The following is a 20,309-nucleotide window of genomic DNA, read 5'->3' as shown; positions in this document are numbered from 1 at the left end:
CGTTCTGATATTGTGTTTATACAAACAAATGTTCTAGGGGGTGTTCAATTATGATTAAGAAATATCAAACGAGTTTTTTACTATACACAGCAGTATTGTTAATGTCTTTCATGTTGGTTTCAGCGTTTTTAATCGGTGCAGAGCAGTCAGGGAATCAGGAACAAGTGTACGAAATGACGGATCATACACTTTCAGCTAAAACAGAACAAAAAGCCGAACAAGAACAGCGATATATAGAAAAAGACGAACAGAACAGCAAACCGATTGTCGCAGCTGTTCGATAAATAAATAGTAATTCATAAAATTGTCATATCATTTTCTTGTTATTCATTGTGTAAAAGCGACGCATTTGGGAAAAGTTAAACAAGCATATTCATTTTGTTTTAAACAATTATTTGCTAATATGAATAATCATCAGACTAATGGAGGTCAAGAATATGGCAGATCAACATAAAGAAACTATTAATAGAATTAATGAACTTTCTAAAAAGAAAAAAGCTGAAGGCTTAACTAAAGAAGAAGCAAAAGAAAGAGCAGAATTACATCAAAAATATTTGGAAACTTTCCGTGAAGGTTTCAAACAGCAAATTGAAAATACAAAAGTGTTAGATCCAGAAGGAAACGATGTAACACCTGAAAAATTAAAACAAGTACAACGTGAGCAAAATAAAAGAAAATAATTTAAATTATATTAAACTATGAGTAAGAGCTTTTAGAACAAAATACCTATGTTCTGAGAGCTCATTTTTTGTTATATTTGAAGATTTTTCATCATATTTTATTTGATAGCGATTTCATAAGAACAATCAATGTGAAAAGCCAAGAATATAATGTATAATGGCATAAAATCATGCTGTATAGAAAGGAAGTTATATTGATGTTCGATAAAAGAGACGACCTTGCAATTAATACAATCAGAGCATTAAGTATTGATGCAATTGAAAAAGCAAATTCTGGTCACCCTGGATTACCTATGGGTGCTGCACCAATGGCGTACACATTATGGACACGTCATTTGAATTTCAATCCTAATTCAAACGAATATTTCAACAGAGACAGATTTATTTTATCTGCAGGACATGGTTCAGCATTGCTTTACAGCTTGCTGCATGTATCTGGAAGCTTAGAATTAGAGGAATTAAAACAATTCAGACAATGGGATTCTAAAACACCAGGACACCCAGAGTTCAGACATACACAAGGTGTTGAAGTAACAACAGGTCCATTAGGACAAGGTTTAGCAATGTCAGTTGGTATGGCAATGGCTGAAAACCACTTAGCCGGCAAATTCAATAAACCGGACGCAGAAGTCGTTAACCATTACACTTATGTGTTAGCTTCTGATGGCGACTTAATGGAAGGTATTTCACATGAAGCGGCTTCATTAGCAGGCCACTTGCAATTAGATAAATTAATCGTACTTTACGATTCAAATGATATCTCATTAGACGGCGACTTAGATAAAGCTTTCTCAGAAGACATCAAAAAACGTTTTGAAGCATATGGTTGGAACCATATCTTAGTTAAAGACGGCAATGACTTAGACGAAATCAATAACGCAATTGAAAAAGCTAAAGAACAAAACGGACCAACAATGATTGAAGTGAAAACAGTGATTGGTTACGGTTCACCTAACAAATCAGGTACACATGGCGTACATGGTGCACCGCTTGGTGAAGATGAACGTACTTTAACTTTAGAAAATTATAAACTTGATCCTGAAAAACGTTTCTACGTTCCAGATGAAGTTTATGACGTATTCAATGAAACAATGTTGAAACGTGCAAATGAAAATGAAGATGCTTGGAAAGCATTAGTTGAAAAATATTCAAAAGAATATCCTGAGTTAGCGCAAGAATTCAAAGATGCAATTGCTGGTAAATTACCAGATAATTACGAAGCAAAATTACCTGAATTCGAAGTAGGTTCAGAAAGTGCAACACGTGCTGATTCTGGTGAAGTTATTCAAGCATTAAGCAAAGCTGTACCTTCATTCTTCGGCGGTTCAGCAGACTTAGCTGGTTCAAACAAATCTAACGTTAAAGATGCATCAGATTATGATCGCAATACACCAGAAGGTAAAAACATCTGGTTCGGTGTAAGAGAATTTGCGATGGCTGCTGCTGTTAACGGTATGGCTGCACACGGCGGTGTTAATCCTTACGGTGCAACATTCTTCGTATTCAGCGACTATTTAAAACCAGCATTAAGACTTTCAGCTATCATGGGTCTTAACTCAACATTCATCTTTACACACGATTCTATCGCTGTTGGTGAAGATGGTCCTACACACGAACCTATTGAACAGTTACCAGGTTTACGTGCAATCCCTAACATGAACGTTATCCGACCAGCAGACGGTAACGAAACTCGTGTTGCTTGGGAAGTTGCTTTAGAAAGCGAACAAACACCGACTTCATTAGTATTAACACGTCAAAACCTTCCAGTATTAGATGTTTCAAAAGAAACAGTTGAAGAAGGTGTACGTAAAGGTGCATATGTTGTTTACGAATCTGATGAAAACCCAGAATACCTTGTATTAGCTTCTGGTTCAGAAGTAAGCTTAGCAGTAGAAGCTGCTAAAACATTTGCGGATAACGGCAATTCAATTCGTGTCGTATCTATGCCGAACTGGCACGCATTCGAACAACAACCTAAATCTTACCAAGATGAAGTAATTCCTCCAACAATCACAAAACGTTTAGCAGTGGAAATGGCTTCTTCATTAGGTTGGCACAAATATGTCGGTTTACAAGGCGAAGTACTTGGAATCGATCGTTTCGGCGCAAGTGCACCAGGTGGTTTAGTTGTTGAAAAATACGGCTTCACTAAAGAAAACGTATTAAAATTATTAAACAATCTATAAAATTTTATAGTGCAATAAACGAAAGAGCTATTCCGGTAATTAAAACAGTTATTAATAATCATGTTTTAATGGAGCTTGGAATAGCTCTTTTTCTTGTGAATAGAGTCAGTCATAGTTAAAATACAACTTGAAATGATAAAGTTATTTTAGTAAAATGCTAAAGGATAAAGAAAGTGGGTGAGACAATGGCAACTTGGATAGCAATTCTATTAATCATTGCTGCACTAATCATCGGTTTAGTAGGTGGTTTCTTCTTAGCGAGAAAGTATATGATGGATTATCTTAAAAAGAACCCTCCGATTAACGAAGAGATGTTACGTATGATGATGATGCAAATGGGCCAAAAACCATCTCAAAAGAAAATCAATCAAATGATGACGATGATGAACAAAAACATGGATCAAAAAATGAAATAAAAGTATCTGTAATAAGAAAGCTGTGTGGGTTGAACATACGGCTTTCTTTTGTTTTATAGTAAAGCAAATACTGGAAGGATTTACATATTTTAATCATTTTGTATGGCATTTCGTATGTGCAATGATATACTATAAAATGATTTCTATGAATATACTTAATGACGAAAAGAAGGTGTCACTGTGTTATATCTTATATTTTCAATCGGTATAGCATTTTTAATGGGCGCTGCCGTAATCATAGTGAGAATGAAGGCGCAAAAGTTTCCAGTCAATGAGAAGAAACTCATTTTACCGCCAATATTTATGTCTACGGGTGCTTTAATGTTTGTTGTGCCTTATTTTAGATTAACAGGTATGGAAATCCTTGAATCTATGATTGTAGGGGTTTTATTTTCAACCGTACTGATTTGGACTTCTCGCTTTGAGGTGAAGGGCTCAAATATATATATGAAACGTTCAAAAGCGTTTCCGATTATTTTAATTACACTATTAATCATCAGAACTGTTATGAAAATTGTCATCAGCAGTCAGATTCATCCAGGTCAACTTGCCGGCATGTTCTTCTTGCTTGCCTTTTCAATGATTGTACCTTGGAGAATCGCGATGTTATTGAAATATAAAAAGTTGAAAAGAGAAATTGTAAGATAAAAGTGATAAACGATGTTTTTCAATAAAACTGAAAGGCGTCGTTTACTTTTTTTGGGGTAAAACAAAAAGAAGGAAAGGTGATTATAATGAAGTTAAAACATGTCTTAGGTATTATCGGAGCAATTATTGCAGGAATGATATATACATTCTCTCTTTTTCAAAAACTTTATAAAAAATAAACATTGTGCGCCTTTTCTCTATAATGAGAAAGGCGTTTCATATTACACTTTATGCAAGAGGTGATTCAATGAAAGTAATACATACTGCCGATTGGCATTTAGGCAAAATATTAAACGGACAGTCCTTTTTAGAAGATCAACGTTATATTCTGAATCGATTTATTGAAGCGATGAAACAAGAAGAACCAGATGCCATTGTGATTGCGGGTGATTTGTACGATAATTCTACGCCTAATAAAGACACAGTGAAATTATTAGAAGCAACTATAGCAGAGTTAAACCTGAAAATGCGCCTGCCTATAGTGATTATCAGCGGAAATCATGATGGCAGAACACGTTTGAATTACGGTTCGAATTGGTTTGAACACAGCAATCTATATATCCGTACCAGTCTTGAATCTATGTACGATCCGATAACAATCAACGGTGTTAATTTTTATACCTTGCCTTATGCGACGATAGGAGAGCTGCAGCATTTCTTTAAGGATGAAGACATTCAAACTTATGAACAAGGCATTGAATGCTGCTTAAGACGTATGTCTGAACAGCTGAATAAAGAACAAACGAATATTTTAGTCGGGCATCTCACAGTAGCAGGAGGAATTACTTCTGATTCCGAACGTCATTTATCAATTGGTACTGTAGAACAAGTTCCGCAAAACTTTATGAAGCAATTCGACTCTGTTATGTTAGGGCATTTGCATCATCCTTTCAGTATTCAATCTGACTTTGTCTTTTACAGCGGGTCATTATTGCAATACTCCTTCTCTGAAACGAATCAATCTAAAGGCTACCGTGCTGTAAATATAGACGACAGCGGAAATATTAAAATTACTTTTGTGCCGCTTCAACCATTACGTCAATTAGAAGTTATTCAAGGCACTTATGAAGATGCGATTCAAGAAAGACTAGAAGTAAAAAATAACAACAACTATATTCACTTCAACTTAACCAACTTATCCCATATCAATGACCCGATGCTGAATTTAAAACAAATTTATCCAAATGTCTTATCATTAACCAATGAATCGCAAACATTTACAAGTACGTACGAACAAAAAGAAATCAAGAAAATGACGGATCAAGAAATCATTGAAGACTTTTATTCTAATATGACTCAAAATAAATTAAGCGAAGTACAAGTGAATAAAATCAATACATTGTTAGATCGTATGATAGGAGGCGGCGAAGCATGAGACCATTAAAACTTCATTTGAAAAACTTCGGACCTTTCTTAGACGAAACGATTGATTTTACCGAACTTGAGGGCAATGAGCTGTTTTTAATCAGCGGTAAAACAGGATCAGGCAAATCAATGATTTTCGATGCTATTGTGTTTGCGTTATTCGATGAAGGTTCACTCGAAACCAGAAAAAGCAAAGACTTCAGAAGCCATTTTGCGGATGGAGATGCACCGATGGTAGTAGAGTTTACATTCCAACTAAAGGACAGAATTTTTAAAGTAATACGCCAACCTTCATTTATCAAAGAAGGGAACAAAACAGAAACCGGCGGCGATGCACGAATTTTTGAATGGGTCAACGATGATTTTGAATTAATTGAAAGCCGTGTGAAACAAGGCAAGACGTACCTTAAAGAATTATTAGGGGTAAATGCGAGCCAATTCAGACAGCTTTTCATTTTACCGCAAGGTGAATTTAAAAAATTCCTCTTCTCAAAAAGTTCGGAGAAGCAAACCATTTTACGTACGCTCTTTAATACTGTTCGTTTTGAACAGTTGCAAAAACAATTGTATGAAGAAATCAAAGAAGAAAAACATCAAATCGAATTGCGTTATCAAACAATTGACCAGCTTTGGAATGATGTAGAAGATTTCGATGACGCAGTACTGCAAGAGTTGAAAACAACACCAAGTATGCAGACAGATAAGCTTTTAACTTTGATGCCTCAATTTAAAGAAAAAGCGCAATCATTGTTAGAAACATTGAAAAAACAAAAAGAAGAAAAAGAACAGCAGTTCAATAAAGTTGAAAGTACTTATCGAAAAGCACAAGAACTCGATCAAGATATCGAAGCATTAAAAAAGGTTCAAGCAGAATATCATCAACTCAATGAAGATGCACAGCGTATTACACAATTAGAACAATTAGTGAAACAACTTAGAGAGGTAAGACCGCTGCATCAGATTTTGAAATCATTAGATACTGCACAGCAAAAGCATAATAAGCTCAATCAAAATGCTGAAGACTTAAAAGCAAAAATTAAAGAAAATGAAAATGCACTTCAAAGCGAGCAAGAAAAATTGGATACCTTACAAAAACAAGAAGCATCGTATGAAAAAGAAAAAGCATTTATCAGTGAAACACAATATTTCTATCGCAACTTAAAACAATTCACAGCAGCATATCAAGAAATTGAAGCAGTAAAAGAAAAGGTTGAAGATCATCAAAAAAACCTTGAAACAAAAGAAACAGAACTTGAGTCGATTCGTAAAGAAAGCAAAGATGAAAAGCCGGATTACGATCAAGTCAATCAATTAACTAAAGCACTGTTTGAACTGCAGAATGATATCAAAGAGACTAAACAGTACCAAACAGAAGTTGAGCAGTATGAAGGCAGAAAGCAAAAGAAACAGCAATTGGAAAAATCATTAACATCTAATCATCAAAAGCTTGAAGATTTAGAAGCGGAGATTAATCAATTCAATACACATCATTTAGAATTAGACAATCAAGAAGCAATGATTAAACAGCTGCAATCTATGTTAGAACCTGGAGATAAATGTCCGATTTGCGGAAATGAAATCGAATCGTTATCAGACCATGTAGATTATGAGCAGTTACGTGCGCATCGCGAACAATTAAATCAGCTTCAACAGCAAAGAGATGAAATCAAGTCTGAAGCAGCGGAATTAAAAACGAAAGCTGCGATTGAGCAGCAGGAAATCGAGAAGTTTGAACAACAAGACAGTGCAAAAGAAATCAAATCGATTCCTGAACTAGAGGAAAAATATCAAGCAGCTGAGACTAAAAAATCAGAGCAAGAAAAACGCAATAAAGCGATTGAAGCATTAAATCAAAAACAAACTAAAATCAATGAAGAAGTGCAATCACTGAAATTAGCACTGAAAGATAAACGTTCAGAACTTAGTCGATTAGAAGAGTTGATTCAAACATTCGAAACACAAACACAATATAAAACAACGCATGCATTCAAATTAGATTACGAAGAGAAAGAACAAAAAGCCAAAGCGTATGAAACTGCACTTGAAACACATACACAAAAATTGCGTGAGTTGCGTCAACAAGCAGAATTACTTCAGCATTCTCAGACAAATGTTCAAGAACAAATCAAAGAGAATGATACACATATGACAGAGCTGCAATCTCAATCAAAAGCAGAAATGAAAACGCTGGGAATAGCGTCGCCTGAAGCGGTCAAAGAAGTATTAGAACAAATGGATCGAAAAGATGAGATTGAGGCGGAAGTCGAGGCATTCCGTAAAAAACAAATTCAACTTTCAAGTCACATCGAAACGTTGCAAAAAAGAGTGAATCAGCAAGAAAAACCGGATTTAGAAACAATAGAAGCACAAGTCAACGAAGCGAAAACTCAATTAAATGAATATGTTCGTCTGGTTAACAACCATGAATTCAAAATGGAAACGAATGTAAAACAATTTAAAGAATTGAAACAAGAAATCACAACACTTCAACAAGAATTAGAAGAACAAGAAGAAATCTTCCGTCTGTCTGAAATACTATCTGGTAAAAACGATCAAAAATTGACGTTAGAGAACTATGTATTGATTCATTATTTGAATTTAATTATTCAAAATGCGAACCTGCGCTTTTATCAAATGACTAATAATCGCTATAAACTTGTCAGAAGCGAAGCTATCGGGAAAGGATACAGCGGCTTAGACATCGAAGTCTTTGATATGCATTCGAATAAGGCGCGTCCAATCGGAACATTGTCCGGCGGAGAATCTTTCCAAGCTGCTTTAGCATTGGCATTAGGGTTAAGTGAAGTAGTTCAGCAAGAATCAGGCGGTATTACGTTAGAATCTATCTTTATTGACGAAGGTTTCGGTACGCTTGATCAAGAAACATTAGAAACAGCACTCGATACATTGCTGAATATTAAAATATCAGGACGTATGGTCGGAATTATCTCTCATGTCAGCGAGCTTAAACAACGTATTCCGATTATCTTAGAAGTTCAATCAAACAATTATCAAAGTACAACTGAATTCAAGTTTCAATAAAAAAGCAATGCTGCAAAAATCTTGCGGCATTGCTTTTTCATGCTTCAATGTTGAACGGCTAAAACGTTGCAATAGCTTTTTATTTTTTCGGATGAACCGTTTTGTTTTTGAAGCAAGTCTCTGATTTCTGTCAGTAAAATAGTGTTTTCTTCTGGCTCTTCCTCAACTTCTTCTTTCTTAATCATAGTATTTGCGACTTTTACAAATAAGAATAATGCAAAGGCTACGATAATGAAGTCGATGATAGATTGAATAAATAAACCGTATTTAATTCCGAATGCTGACCAGTTTTTCGCAAAATCAACTGTACCGAAAATCAAACCGATTAAAGGCATGATAATGTATGTAACTAATGACGTTACAATTTTGTTGAATGCAGCACCCATTACTACAGCAACAGCTAAGTCTAATACATTCCCCTTGAATGCGAACTCTTTAAATTCTTTAAACATTTAGTTTCCTCCTAAATTTGCTAAGTTTAGTATACCGTAAGTGGTTGGCATAGCAAACCGTTTTTTTCGAAAAATCTTCACAAGTGTTTAAAAATACAACGAATGATACTAATAAATCTAATATTTTCCTTTTAAAATCAAGTTTTTGGGTATATTAAAGTAATGTGTTGTCTTACCAAACAATAGTTGTGAATTTTCAACAACTTATTTTTGGTATAAATTATTTTGTTGAGATTGTATAATCATTTTTTGTACATTTGATTATGCTTCATAGTTTTGTTATGCTAGTATTTGGTTTTTCGCGAATATGATATTTTGTTATAAAATATCTGTTGTATTTTTTGACAATAAAATATATAGAAAGGGAGTAATTGATTATGAATTCTTCTCAACACAGTAAGAATGGTAAGAAATTATCCCCGGTATTTATATACGGTTCGATATTAGTTCTGATCGTAGTACTTGCCGGTGCAATCTTTCCTAGCCAGTTTGACGCTGTAACAAATACAATCAAACTGTGGATTACTGATAAATTGGGTTGGTATTACTTAATTTTAACTACAATCATTGTATTCTTCTGTATTTTCCTTATCTTCAGCCCAATCGGAAAACTGAAGTTAGGGAAACCGAACGACAAACCGGAATTCAATACGATTTCTTGGTTTGCGATGCTATTTAGTGCTGGTATGGGTATCGGACTTGTTTTCTATGGTGCCGCAGAACCAATGGGACACTTTGCAGCACCGCCAGAAGCGGATCCTAAAACAGCAGAAGCTTATACAGAAGCATTACGATCTACTTTCTTCCACTGGGGCTTCCATGCCTGGGCAGTATATGGTGTTGTAGCATTAGCACTAGCATACGCTCAATTCAGAAAGGGAGAACCAGGTTTATTATCTAAGACTTTACGTCCTATTTTAGGCGATAGAGTAGACGGACCTATCGGTACAATCATTGACGTATTAGCAGTATTCGCTACTGTAGTCGGTGTAGCTGTATCACTAGGTATGGGTGCACTTCAAATCAATGGTGGTTTACATTACTTATTCGGTATTCCAAACAATGTTTGGGTACAAGGTATTATCATTGTGATTGTAACAGTTCTGTTCATCGCATCAGCATGGTCTGGTCTGAGCAGAGGTATCCAATATTTAAGTAACTTGAACATTGGTTTAGGTACAATCCTAATGATAGTTGCGTTAATTATCGGCCCTACAGTATTAATTTTAGATATGTTTACAAGCTCAACAGGCAGCTTGTTAAATACATTCTTATCTAACAGTTTTGATACTGCAGCATTAAATTCAGATAAACGTGAGTGGATGTCAGGCTGGACATTATATTATTGGGGCTGGTGGTTAAGCTGGAGTCCATTCGTAGGTGTGTTCATCGCACGTGTTTCTAAAGGACGTTCAATTCGTGAATTCATCTCAGGTGTACTTCTAGTACCAGCTATTGTAAGTTTCATCTGGTTCAGTGTGTTCGGTGTACTAGGTATTGAAACTGGTAAAAAACATAAAGAAATTTTCGATATGTCAGCTGAGACACAACTCTTCGCAGTGTTCAATCACTTGCCGTTAGGCTTTGTATTATCGATTGTTGCATTATTATTAATCGCATCATTCTTTATCACATCTGCCGACTCAGCAACATTCGTATTAGGTACGCAAACATCATTCGGTTCACTTAATCCATCTTCATATATTAAGATTTCATGGGGTATTGCACAATCATTAATCGCATTCATCTTGCTATTCTCAGGCGGGGATACTGGATTGAACTCACTTCAAAGTGCGGCGATTATCAGTGCATTGCCATTCTCCATTATCGTTATCATGATGATGATAGCCTTTTACAAAGATGCGAACCGAGAACGTAAATTCTTAGGCTTAACATTAACGCCGAATAAACACAGACTAGAAGAATATGTTAAATATTCTCAACAAGATTATGAAGAAGATATTTTAGAAAAACGCAAATCACGAAGAGAAATACAAAACTCAAACTCATAATTAAATTACGAAACGCTGTCTTTCATCATGAAGGGCAGCGTTTTTTTATACTTAACAGAAAACAGCGGATTAAATGAAAATAATTCTCAATCAATAAAAGATACTTATTACACGAACCTTATGTGATAAGCAATTCTTATACATACTGATTATAAAACAAAAACGGTGAACTTCTGATTTTTAATGAATATCAGTTGTATTCGCTATCATTCCCATATACAATCTAATTAAAGGCATAATATTGAATCAGGGGGGATTTACATGTCTTCTAACATTAAAGAGCAAGCAAAAAAATCGTTTACTTTAAACGACAAAACGTATACTTATTACGATTTGCAGACATTAGAAGAACAAGGTTTAACTAAAATCAACAAATTGCCATACTCAATTCGAGTATTGCTAGAATCAGTATTAAGACAAGAAGATGGCTTCGTAATCACTGATGATCACATTGAACAATTAGCAAAATTCGGTAATGGCGGCGATGGTGAAGTACCTTTCAAACCATCACGTGTTATTTTGCAAGACTTCACTGGTGTTCCAGCAGTTGTAGACTTAGCATCATTACGTAAAGCAATGGATGATGTGGGGGGAGATATCAACAAAATCAACCCAGAAGTACCTGTAGACTTAGTTATTGACCACTCAGTACAAGTTGACAGTTACGCAAATCCAGATGCATTGCGTCAAAACATGAAATTAGAATTCCACCGCAACTTCGAACGTTACCAATTCTTAAACTGGGCAACAAAAGCATTTGATAACTATAATGCAGTTCCGCCAGCAACTGGTATTGTTCACCAAGTTAACTTAGAGTATTTAGCAAACGTTGTACATGCTAGAGACGTAGACGGCGAAACAGTAGCATTCCCAGATACATTAGTAGGTACTGACTCTCATACAACTATGATTAACGGTTTAGGTGTATTAGGTTGGGGTGTCGGCGGTATCGAAGCTGAAGCAGGTATGCTTGGACAACCTTCATACTTCCCAATTCCAGAAGTTATCGGTGTGCGCTTAGAGAACCAATTACCTCAAGGTGCAACAGCTACTGACTTAGCTTTACGCGTAACTGAAGAATTACGTAAAAAAGGCGTTGTCGGCAAATTCGTAGAATTCTATGGTCCAGGTGTACAACACTTGCCATTAGCTGACCGTGCAACAATCGCAAACATGGCGCCTGAATATGGTGCAACATGCGGTTTCTTCCCGGTTGACGAAGAATCATTAAAATATTTACGCTTAACAGGCCGTTCTGAAGAACAAATCGAACTTGTTGAAGAATACTTAAAACAAAACCACATGTTCTTCGACGTTGAAAAAGAAGATCCTTCTTACACAGATGTTCTTGAATTAGACTTATCTACTGTAGAACCTTCTTTATCAGGTCCTAAACGTCCTCAAGACTTAATTAAATTAGGCGACATGAAAGAAGAATTCGAAAAAGCAGTAACAGCTCCGGCTGGCAACCAAGGTTTTGGATTCGATGAATCTGAATTCGATAAAGAAGCTACTATCGAATTTGAAGACGGCAGAACTGCTAAAATGACTACAGGCGACATCGCAATTGCGGCGATTACATCTTGTACAAACACATCTAACCCATACGTTATGTTAGGTGCTGGTTTAGTTGCGAAAAAAGCAGTAGAAAAAGGAATAAAAGTTCCTGAATTCGTGAAAACATCATTAGCGCCAGGTTCAAAAGTTGTAACTGGCTACTTAGCTGATTCAGGCTTGCAAGAGTACTTAGATGCATTAGGCTTCAACTTAGTAGGTTATGGTTGTACGACATGTATCGGTAACTCAGGTCCATTATTACCAGAAATCGAAAAAGCAATTTCAGGAGAAGACTTGCTTGTAACTTCAGTATTATCTGGTAACCGTAACTTCGAAGGTCGTATCCACCCATTAGTTAAAGGTAACTACTTAGCATCTCCGCCATTAGTTGTGGCATATGCTTTAGCAGGTACTGTAGATATCGACTTGCAAAATGATCCGTTAGGTCAAGATAAAGACGGCAATGACGTTTACTTAAACGACATCTGGCCATCAATCAAAGAAGTTGCAGATACTGTTGAAAGCACTGTAACACCTAAATTATTCCGTGAAGAATATTCAGATGTTTACACTAATAACGAAATGTGGAATGAAATTGAAACTACGGATCAACCATTATATGACTTTGATCCTAAATCAACTTATATCCAAAACCCAACATTCTTCCAAGGCTTATCTAAAGAACCAGGTAAGATTGAACCGCTTAAAGATTTACGCGTAATGGGTAAATTCGGCGACTCAGTAACAACTGACCACATTTCACCAGCAGGTGCAATCGGTAAAGATACACCAGCAGGCCAATACTTGCAAGAAAACGGAGTACCTATCAGAGAGTTCAACTCTTACGGTTCTCGTCGTGGTAACCACGAAGTAATGGTAAGAGGTACATTCGCAAACATCCGTATTAAAAACCAATTAGCGCCAGGTACTGAAGGCGGCTTCACAACATACTGGCCAACAGGTGAAGTAATGTCAATTTACGATGCAGCTATGAAGTACAAAGAAGACGGTACAGGTTTAGTTGTATTAGCAGGCAACGACTACGGTATGGGCTCATCTCGTGACTGGGCAGCAAAAGGTACAAACTTATTAGGTGTTAAAACTGTTATTGCTCAAAGCTATGAACGTATCCACCGTTCTAACTTAGTTATGATGGGTGTATTACCGCTTCAATTCCAAGACGGCGATTCAGCTGACAGCCTTGGATTAGATGGTACTGAAGAAATTTCAGTAGACATCGACGAATCAGTAAAACCACATGACAAAGTTAAAGTTACAGCTAAAAAATCAAACGGTGAAACAATCGAATTCGATGTTATCGCACGTTTCGATTCACAAGTTGAGTTAGACTACTACCGTCATGGCGGTATCTTACAACTTGTATTACGTAACAAATTAGCAACTGCATAAGGGGAAATCTACCCTTATCTCAATAGATAATAAGAGGCTGAGATGGTTTGAAACTGTCTTAGTCTCTTTATTTTGTGCTATGATATTATATGGAATGAGTAAAGAAAGTGTGGCGTTAAAATGATATACAGTATCACTGAGATAGAAGCAAGATACCAAGAAACAGACAAAATGGGATTCATTTACCATGGAAACTATGCGACGTGGTTTGAGGTTGCACGTACAGACTATATCAGCAAGTTAGGTTTTAGTTATGCGGATATGGAAGACAGAGGTATCATTTCTCCTGTAACACATTTGGATATGAAGTTTATCAAACCTGTAACTTATCCGGAGAAAGTAAAGATTAAAACTTGGGTGGAACGTTATTCGCGCTTACGCTCATTGTATAAGTATGAAATATACAATGAAAAAGGCGAAATTACGACAACAGGTACTACAGAATTAATCTGTATGACAGAAGATACGCATACACCGATTCGACTAGATCGTCATTTCCCTGATTGGCATGAAGTGTATCAAGAAGTAGAAAGACGCAATAAAGCCGGCGAACAGTTTGAAGTTGTCGACGGTCTTCAATAATTGAATGCAAAGATTAAAAAAACTGGGACATGCTCTACATGCCCCAGTTTATCTATGCTATTCTTGTTCAATATTTTGTTTGATAACAATTTCATCTTGCGCATCTACATCTATTGTTAATGTGATATCTTGATAATACCATAAGTCATTTTCAGTAATAATGATATTGACACCGTCGAAATTGTTTTCATATGCAATTTCTTCAGGTTGGTTTGCAAGCGAATCAATATTAAATGCAGGGCTGAAACCTTGCTTGATTTGCGGTGCGCCGCCATAGCGTACGATAAAATGGATAGCTTTGCCTTCTTGAGGTAAATCGAATTCATCTTTGAACCACGCGATTGCTTTATCTGTCAGGTTAAATTCCATGGTAAAACTCCTCTCATTATCAACAAAATATTAGATTGCAATAATTTTAGTGCAATAACTAATTATACATTAGAGTATAACCGGTATGAGATGTATATTAACAGTAATAATGCTTCAACAATCAAAAAATGTGTAGATGTATTTAATAAAGCAGTCACAAATGGCAAAAAATAAAAACCGGAACAAAAATGTCCCGGTTCAAGGCTGTTACATCCATTTGATTTTAGGCTCTTCACCTTTAAAAATTCTGACGATATTAGTACGATGTCTGACAATCAATAAGACTGCAACGATAATGCTGCCGCCTAATAAAATATAATCTTGGATAATTAATGATCCGATTACACAGCAGATTGCAGCGATAATACTCGATAATGAAACGTATTTCGTCAATTTTAAAGTAATAAAGAAAATAGCTGCTAAGACTAATAATAAGATAGGTGCAACACCTAAGACGACACCTGCACTTGTCGCAACGGCTTTACCGCCTTTAAATTTAAGAAATACAGGGAATACATGTCCGACAATGGCAAATACACCGACAACAAGACCATGCATAAAGAATTCAGTTACAGCGCCTGTTGCGTGTATCGGGAACCAAAGCGGAAAGAATACAACAATAAAGCCTTTAAATATATCTAAGAAGGTAACCGCAAAACCGGCAGGCTTTCCTAACACACGAAAGCTGTTTGTTGCACCGGTATTTCCGCTGCCATACTGTCTGATATCTTTTTTAAAAAACAATTTTCCTATAATAACACCGCTCGGGAATGAACCGACTAGGTATGCGAGCAGCAAAATTAGTACAATCATCATTGACCTGACACTTCCTTTGTTGATGATAACGTTATTTTACCACACTCCATATGATTGAAGTGTATTGTACGGTTATTTTTGCAATACAAATATAAATTTCAGTGTTGAAGCGATAATGTCCGCTTTTCATAGTAACAAAAACTTTTATTGAAGGAAATATTTTTTAGTAACGTTGTAAAATGTTATCATATTCAAATCAATTTCTGGCTTGCAATTTGGCTGATTTTAAGTAAGAATGTTTATTGTAATGTTTTATAAACGAACGTACGTTTGTAGGAGGCGAAGAATCGATTGGCAACAAATAAACGACAAAATTATTCGGACGATTCTATTCAAGTACTTGAAGGATTAGAAGCAGTTCGTAAAAGACCGGGAATGTATATTGGGTCAACCGATAAACGTGGTTTGCACCACTTAGTATATGAAATCGTAGATAACTCAGTCGATGAGGTATTGAACGGTTACGGTAATGAAATTAAAGTTACCATTAATAAAGATGATAGTATCACAATAGAAGATAATGGACGCGGTATGCCGACAGGTATCCATAAATCCGGAAAACCTACAGTTGAAGTAATCTTTACTATTCTTCATGCCGGAGGCAAATTCGGACAAGGCGGCTATAAAACATCAGGCGGTCTGCATGGTGTTGGTGCCTCTGTAGTGAACGCATTAAGTGAATGGCTTGTTGTTGAAATCTACAGAGACGGCTATATTTATGAGCAGCGCTTTGCGAACGGCGGATTGCCGGCAACAGGACTTGAAAAGAAAGGGAAGACACGTAAGAAAGGTACCAAAGTTACTTTCAAACCGGATCCTGAAATCTTCAAGTCTACGACTGCGTTCAATTTCGATACTTTAAGCGAGCGATTGCAAGAATCAGCCTTCCTTTTAAAAGATTTGAAAATCACTTTAACAGACTTGCGCTCTGGAAAAGAACGAGAAGAAGTCTATCATTATGAAGAAGGTATTAAAGAATTTGTAAGTTACGTCAATGAAGGCAAAGAAGTGCTGCATGACGTTACAACATTTTCTGGTGAAGCAAACGGTATTGAAGTGGATGTAGCTTTCCAATACAATGATCAATATTCTGAAAGTATCTTAAGCTTTGTGAATAACGTACGTACCAAAGACGGCGGAACACATGAAGTCGGATTCAAAACAGCAATGACGCGTGTGTTCAATGATTATGCACGTCGAATTGGTGAATTGAAAGCGAAAGATAAAAATTTAGACGGTAATGATATCAGAGAAGGTTTAACAGCGATTATTTCAGTACGTATCCCTGAAGAACTTCTGCAATTCGAAGGACAAACGAAATCTAAGTTAGGTACTGCAGAAGCAAGAAGTGCTGTAGATTCTGTCATCGCTGAGAAATTACCTTACTATTTAGAAGAAAAAGGTCAACTATCGAAATCATTAGTTAAAAAAGCAGTTAAAGCGCAACAAGCCAGAGAAGCAGCGCGCAAAGCACGTGAAGATGCACGTTCAGGCAAGAAGAATAAACGCAAAGATACATTGCTTTCTGGTAAATTGACACCTGCACAAAGCAAGAATACTGAGAAGAAAGAACTCTATCTTGTAGAGGGCGACTCAGCAGGCGGTTCTGCTAAACTCGGCCGTGACCGCAAATATCAAGCTATCTTGCCTTTGCGCGGGAAAGTTATCAATACAGAAAAAGCACGTTTGGATGATATCTTCAAAAACGAAGAAATCAATACGATTATCCACACAATCGGTGCGGGTGTAGGAACTGAATTCAAACTTGAAGACAGCAACTACAACCGTGTGATCATTATGACCGATGCGGATACTGATGGTGCGCATATCCAAGTCCTATTACTGACATTCTTCTTCAAATACATGAAGCCGCTTGTACAAGCAGGACGTGTCTTTATTGCTTTACCGCCTTTATATAAACTTGAAAAAGGCAAAGGCAAATCGAAAAAAGTTGAATATGCGTGGACAGATGAAGAACTTGAAAAACTTCAAAAGCAATTAGGCAAAGGTTTCAGTCTGCAGCGTTATAAAGGTTTAGGTGAAATGAACCCTGATCAGTTATGGGAGACAACAATGAATCCTGAGACAAGAACTTTAATTCGTGTTCAAGTCGAAGATGAAGTGCGTTCTTCTAAACGTGTAACGACATTGATGGGTGATAAAGTTGCACCGCGTCGTGAATGGATTGAACGCCACGTTGAATTCGGTATGCAAGAAGATCAAAGTATCTTGGAAAACGATGAAATCCAAATCTTAGATCAAGAAGAATATGATGAGGAGGAAGCAAATTGAGCGAAATCATCCAAGACCTTTCGTTAGAAGATGTTATAGGCGACCGCTTCGGCCGCTATAGTAAATACATCATTCAAGAACGTGCATTGCCTGATGTCAGAGACGGCTTGAAACCTGTACAGCGCCGTATCCTTTATGCAATGTATTCAAGCGGCAACACATACGACAAAAACTTCCGTAAAAGTGCTAAAACTGTCGGTGATGTAATCGGACAATTCCACCCTCACGGCGATACATCTGTATATGATGCGATGGTACGTCTGAGTCAAGATTGGAAATTGCGTCATGTCTTAATCGAAATGCACGGCAACAACGGTAGTATTGATAATGATCCGCCGGCAGCAATGCGTTATACAGAAGCAAAGTTAAGCCAGTTATCTGAAGAATTGCTGCGCGATATCAATAAAGAAACCGTATCATTTGTACCGAACTACGATGATACAACAACCGAACCGATGGTATTGCCTGCACGTTTCCCTAATTTATTAGTGAACGGTTCAACAGGTATCTCTGCAGGTTATGCAACAGATATTCCGCCGCATAACTTAGGAGAAGTGATTCAAGCTACATTGAAATTCATTGATAATCCGGATATTACAGTGCGCCAATTGATGAAATACATCAAAGGCCCTGACTTCCCGACAGGCGGTATTATCCAAGGTGTTGACGGCATTAGAAAAGCTTACGAATCAGGCAAAGGCAGAATCGTAGTGCGTTCAACAGTGGATACTGAAACACTGAGAAACGGCCGCCAAGAACTTGTGGTTACTGAAATTCCTTATGAAGTGAATAAAAGTTCATTAGTTAAGAAAATCGATGAATTGCGTGCAGATAAAAAAGTCGATGGTATTGTCGAAGTACGCGATGAAACAGACCGTACTGGTTTGCGTATTGCGATTGAATTGAAAAAAGATGTCAACAGCGAAGCTATTTTAAACTTCTTATATAAAAATACAGACTTGCAGATTTCATATAACTTCAATATGGTTGCTATCAGTGAAGGCCGACCTAAGCTGATGGGTATCAGAGCAATTATCGACAGTTATCTGAACCATCAAATCGAAGTCGTAACAAAACGTACACGCTATGACTTGTTCCATGCTGAAAAACGCATGCATATTGTTGAAGGTTTGATGAAAGCTTTATCTGTCCTTGATGAAGTGATTGCGATTATCCGAGGATCTAAAAATAAACGTGATGCCAAAGATAATTTAGTCGCTGAATTTGATTTTACCGAAGAACAAGCAGAAGCAATTGTAACCTTGCAATTATATCGATTAACTAACACAGATATTGTTGCGCTAGAAGGCGAACACAGCGAACTTGAAGAACAAATCAAAGGATTGCGCAATATTTTGGATAACCATGATGCATTGCTGAATGTAATCAAAGATGAATTAAAAGAGATTCGTCAGCGCTTTAAATCAGAACGTCTTTCTCGTATCGAAGCAGAAATCTCAGAAATCAAAATTTCTAAAGAAGTGATTGTACCAAGTGAGGAAACTATCTTGAGTTTATCTAAAGATGGTTATATCAAACGTACATCCATTCGAAGCTTTAATGCGAACAAAGTAGAGGAAGTCGGACTCAAAGACGGCGATTCAATGCTGCGCTATATCGAAACCAATACCCAGCATATTGCGCTGGTCTTTACGAACCAAGGCCGTTATCTTTACTTGCCGGTGCATAAGCTGTCAGATATCAAATGGAAAGACTTAGGTCAGCACATTTCGCAGCTTGTACCGCTTGAAAATGATGAGCATGTCATAGATGTGTTTACAGAACCGGACTTTAAGCAAGAAGCGGATTATATTATTGCGACACGCAACGGTATGATCAAAAAGAGTGAGTTAGGCTTATTCAAGACAACACGTTTCAATAAACCGCTCATAGCAATGAAACTTAAAGACAACGATGAAGTGATTAATGTCATGCGTATCGAACAACCGCAGAATGTGACGATTATTACACATACAGGTATGTCATTAACTTATTCTACAGATGAGTTATCAAGTACCGGTTTGCGTGCTGCAGGTGTGAAATCAATCAATCTTAAAGATGATGATTATGTTGTGATGACACAATTGATTCAACCGAAAGATACGATTATCATGGCGACACAACGCGGTGCAGTCAAACGCATCAGCTATCAAGTATTAACTGAAGCCAAACGTGCACAACGCGGTATCAAGTTATTAAAAGAACTGAAAAGCAAACCGCATCGCATCGTAGGTGCTGATGTTGTCACAAATCAAATGTCAGAGTTTACATTGTATTCTAAGACACAAACTTATACAGACAAAGTTAATGCGATTCATCTGACAGAACAATATACGAATGGTTCATTTGTTGTGGATATAGATGAATTCGGTGAAGTACAAGCGATGACTATCGCGCAATACGCAATCGAAGAAGCATAAAATAAAAGTTATCAAAGCTGTGCTGCAGAAGTGTTTTGAACACTTTTTCTGCCGCAGCTTTT

At 36.7% G+C, this 20,309-nt stretch carries 15 protein-coding genes; 12 read left to right on the top strand and 3 right to left on the bottom strand.

What is annotated here, in order from left to right; genetic code table 11:
• Window positions 1-50: 50 nt before the first annotated feature.
• The 7 genes from sosA (at window position 51) to sbcC (ending at window position 8,337) form a co-directional block, all read left to right on the top strand.
• Window positions 51-284, top strand: coding sequence for a DNA damage-induced cell division inhibitor SosA (gene sosA, locus MUA90_RS08170; protein ID WP_262586226.1), 234 nt, complete (start codon window positions 51-53; stop codon window positions 282-284).
• A 153-nt stretch (window positions 285-437) separates the two neighbouring features.
• Entirely contained in the window at window positions 438-680 is a 243-nt protein-coding gene (locus MUA90_RS08165; protein ID WP_105992878.1) for a DUF896 domain-containing protein, read from the top strand.
• A gap of 197 nt (window positions 681-877) precedes the next feature.
• Complete coding sequence (gene tkt / locus MUA90_RS08160; protein ID WP_262586224.1) at window positions 878-2,866, top strand: transketolase; 1,989 nt, start codon at window positions 878-880, stop codon at window positions 2,864-2,866.
• Between the two features lie 185 nt (window positions 2,867-3,051).
• On the top strand, window positions 3,052-3,282 hold the full coding sequence (locus tag MUA90_RS08155) for a YneF family protein (protein ID WP_023015255.1): 231 nt from the start codon (window positions 3,052-3,054) through the stop codon (window positions 3,280-3,282).
• Window positions 3,283-3,462: 180 nt separating this feature from the next.
• Entirely contained in the window at window positions 3,463-3,930 is a 468-nt protein-coding gene (locus tag MUA90_RS08150) for a CcdC family protein (protein ID WP_262586223.1), read from the top strand.
• Window positions 3,931-4,177: 247 nt separating this feature from the next.
• Window positions 4,178-5,305: an exonuclease subunit SbcD gene (gene sbcD / locus MUA90_RS08145; protein ID WP_262586221.1), complete on the top strand. Its 1,128-nt coding sequence runs from the start codon at window positions 4,178-4,180 to the stop codon at window positions 5,303-5,305.
• Entirely contained in the window at window positions 5,302-8,337 is a 3,036-nt protein-coding gene (gene sbcC / locus MUA90_RS08140; protein WP_262586220.1) for an exonuclease subunit SbcC, read from the top strand. The genes sbcD and sbcC overlap by 4 nt, the downstream gene beginning before the upstream one ends.
• A gap of 44 nt (window positions 8,338-8,381) precedes the next feature.
• On the opposite strand, the gene mscL is transcribed toward sbcC, so the two are convergent.
• Entirely contained in the window at window positions 8,382-8,789 is a 408-nt protein-coding gene (gene mscL, locus MUA90_RS08135) for a large conductance mechanosensitive channel protein MscL (protein ID WP_262586218.1), read from the bottom strand.
• 377 nt (window positions 8,790-9,166) lie between these two features.
• Between mscL and MUA90_RS08130 the strand changes: the two genes are divergently transcribed.
• The 3 genes from MUA90_RS08130 to menI all read left to right on the top strand — a co-directional run bounded on the left by MUA90_RS08130 (window position 9,167) and on the right by menI (window position 14,350).
• A complete protein-coding gene (locus MUA90_RS08130) occupies window positions 9,167-10,801 on the top strand; it encodes a BCCT family transporter (protein WP_262586217.1) in 1,635 nt (544 codons plus the stop codon).
• A 261-nt stretch (window positions 10,802-11,062) separates the two neighbouring features.
• A complete protein-coding gene (gene acnA / locus MUA90_RS08125; RefSeq protein ID WP_262586215.1) occupies window positions 11,063-13,768 on the top strand; it encodes an aconitate hydratase AcnA in 2,706 nt (901 codons plus the stop codon).
• Window positions 13,769-13,888: 120 nt separating this feature from the next.
• Entirely contained in the window at window positions 13,889-14,350 is a 462-nt protein-coding gene (menI, locus tag MUA90_RS08120) for a 1,4-dihydroxy-2-naphthoyl-CoA hydrolase MenI (protein WP_114603416.1), read from the top strand.
• 57 nt (window positions 14,351-14,407) lie between these two features.
• On the opposite strand, the gene MUA90_RS08115 is transcribed toward menI, so the two are convergent.
• Both MUA90_RS08115 and plsY read right to left on the bottom strand, forming a co-directional pair.
• A complete protein-coding gene (locus MUA90_RS08115; RefSeq protein ID WP_262586212.1) occupies window positions 14,408-14,719 on the bottom strand; it encodes a HesB/YadR/YfhF family protein in 312 nt (103 codons plus the stop codon).
• Window positions 14,720-14,926: 207 nt separating this feature from the next.
• The gene (gene plsY, locus MUA90_RS08110) at window positions 14,927-15,535 is read right to left on the bottom strand and encodes a glycerol-3-phosphate 1-O-acyltransferase PlsY (RefSeq protein ID WP_262586211.1); all 609 of its coding nucleotides are present in this window, start codon (window positions 15,533-15,535) and stop codon (window positions 14,927-14,929) included.
• Between the two features lie 291 nt (window positions 15,536-15,826).
• Between plsY and parE the strand changes: the two genes are divergently transcribed.
• A complete protein-coding gene (gene parE / locus MUA90_RS08105) occupies window positions 15,827-17,827 on the top strand; it encodes a DNA topoisomerase IV subunit B (RefSeq protein WP_105992867.1) in 2,001 nt (666 codons plus the stop codon).
• Complete coding sequence (parC, locus tag MUA90_RS08100) at window positions 17,824-20,247, top strand: DNA topoisomerase IV subunit A (protein WP_262586209.1); 2,424 nt, start codon at window positions 17,824-17,826, stop codon at window positions 20,245-20,247. Before parE ends, parC begins: the two co-directional genes overlap by 4 nt.
• Window positions 20,248-20,309 lie beyond the last annotated feature (62 nt).

It is taken from the genome of Staphylococcus sp. IVB6181, assembly GCF_025561445.1.
Taxonomy (GTDB): domain Bacteria; phylum Bacillota; class Bacilli; order Staphylococcales; family Staphylococcaceae; genus Staphylococcus; species Staphylococcus simulans_B.
The sequence above is the reverse complement of the archived record's forward strand: the minus strand, read 5'-3'. Positions and strand labels throughout refer to the sequence as shown.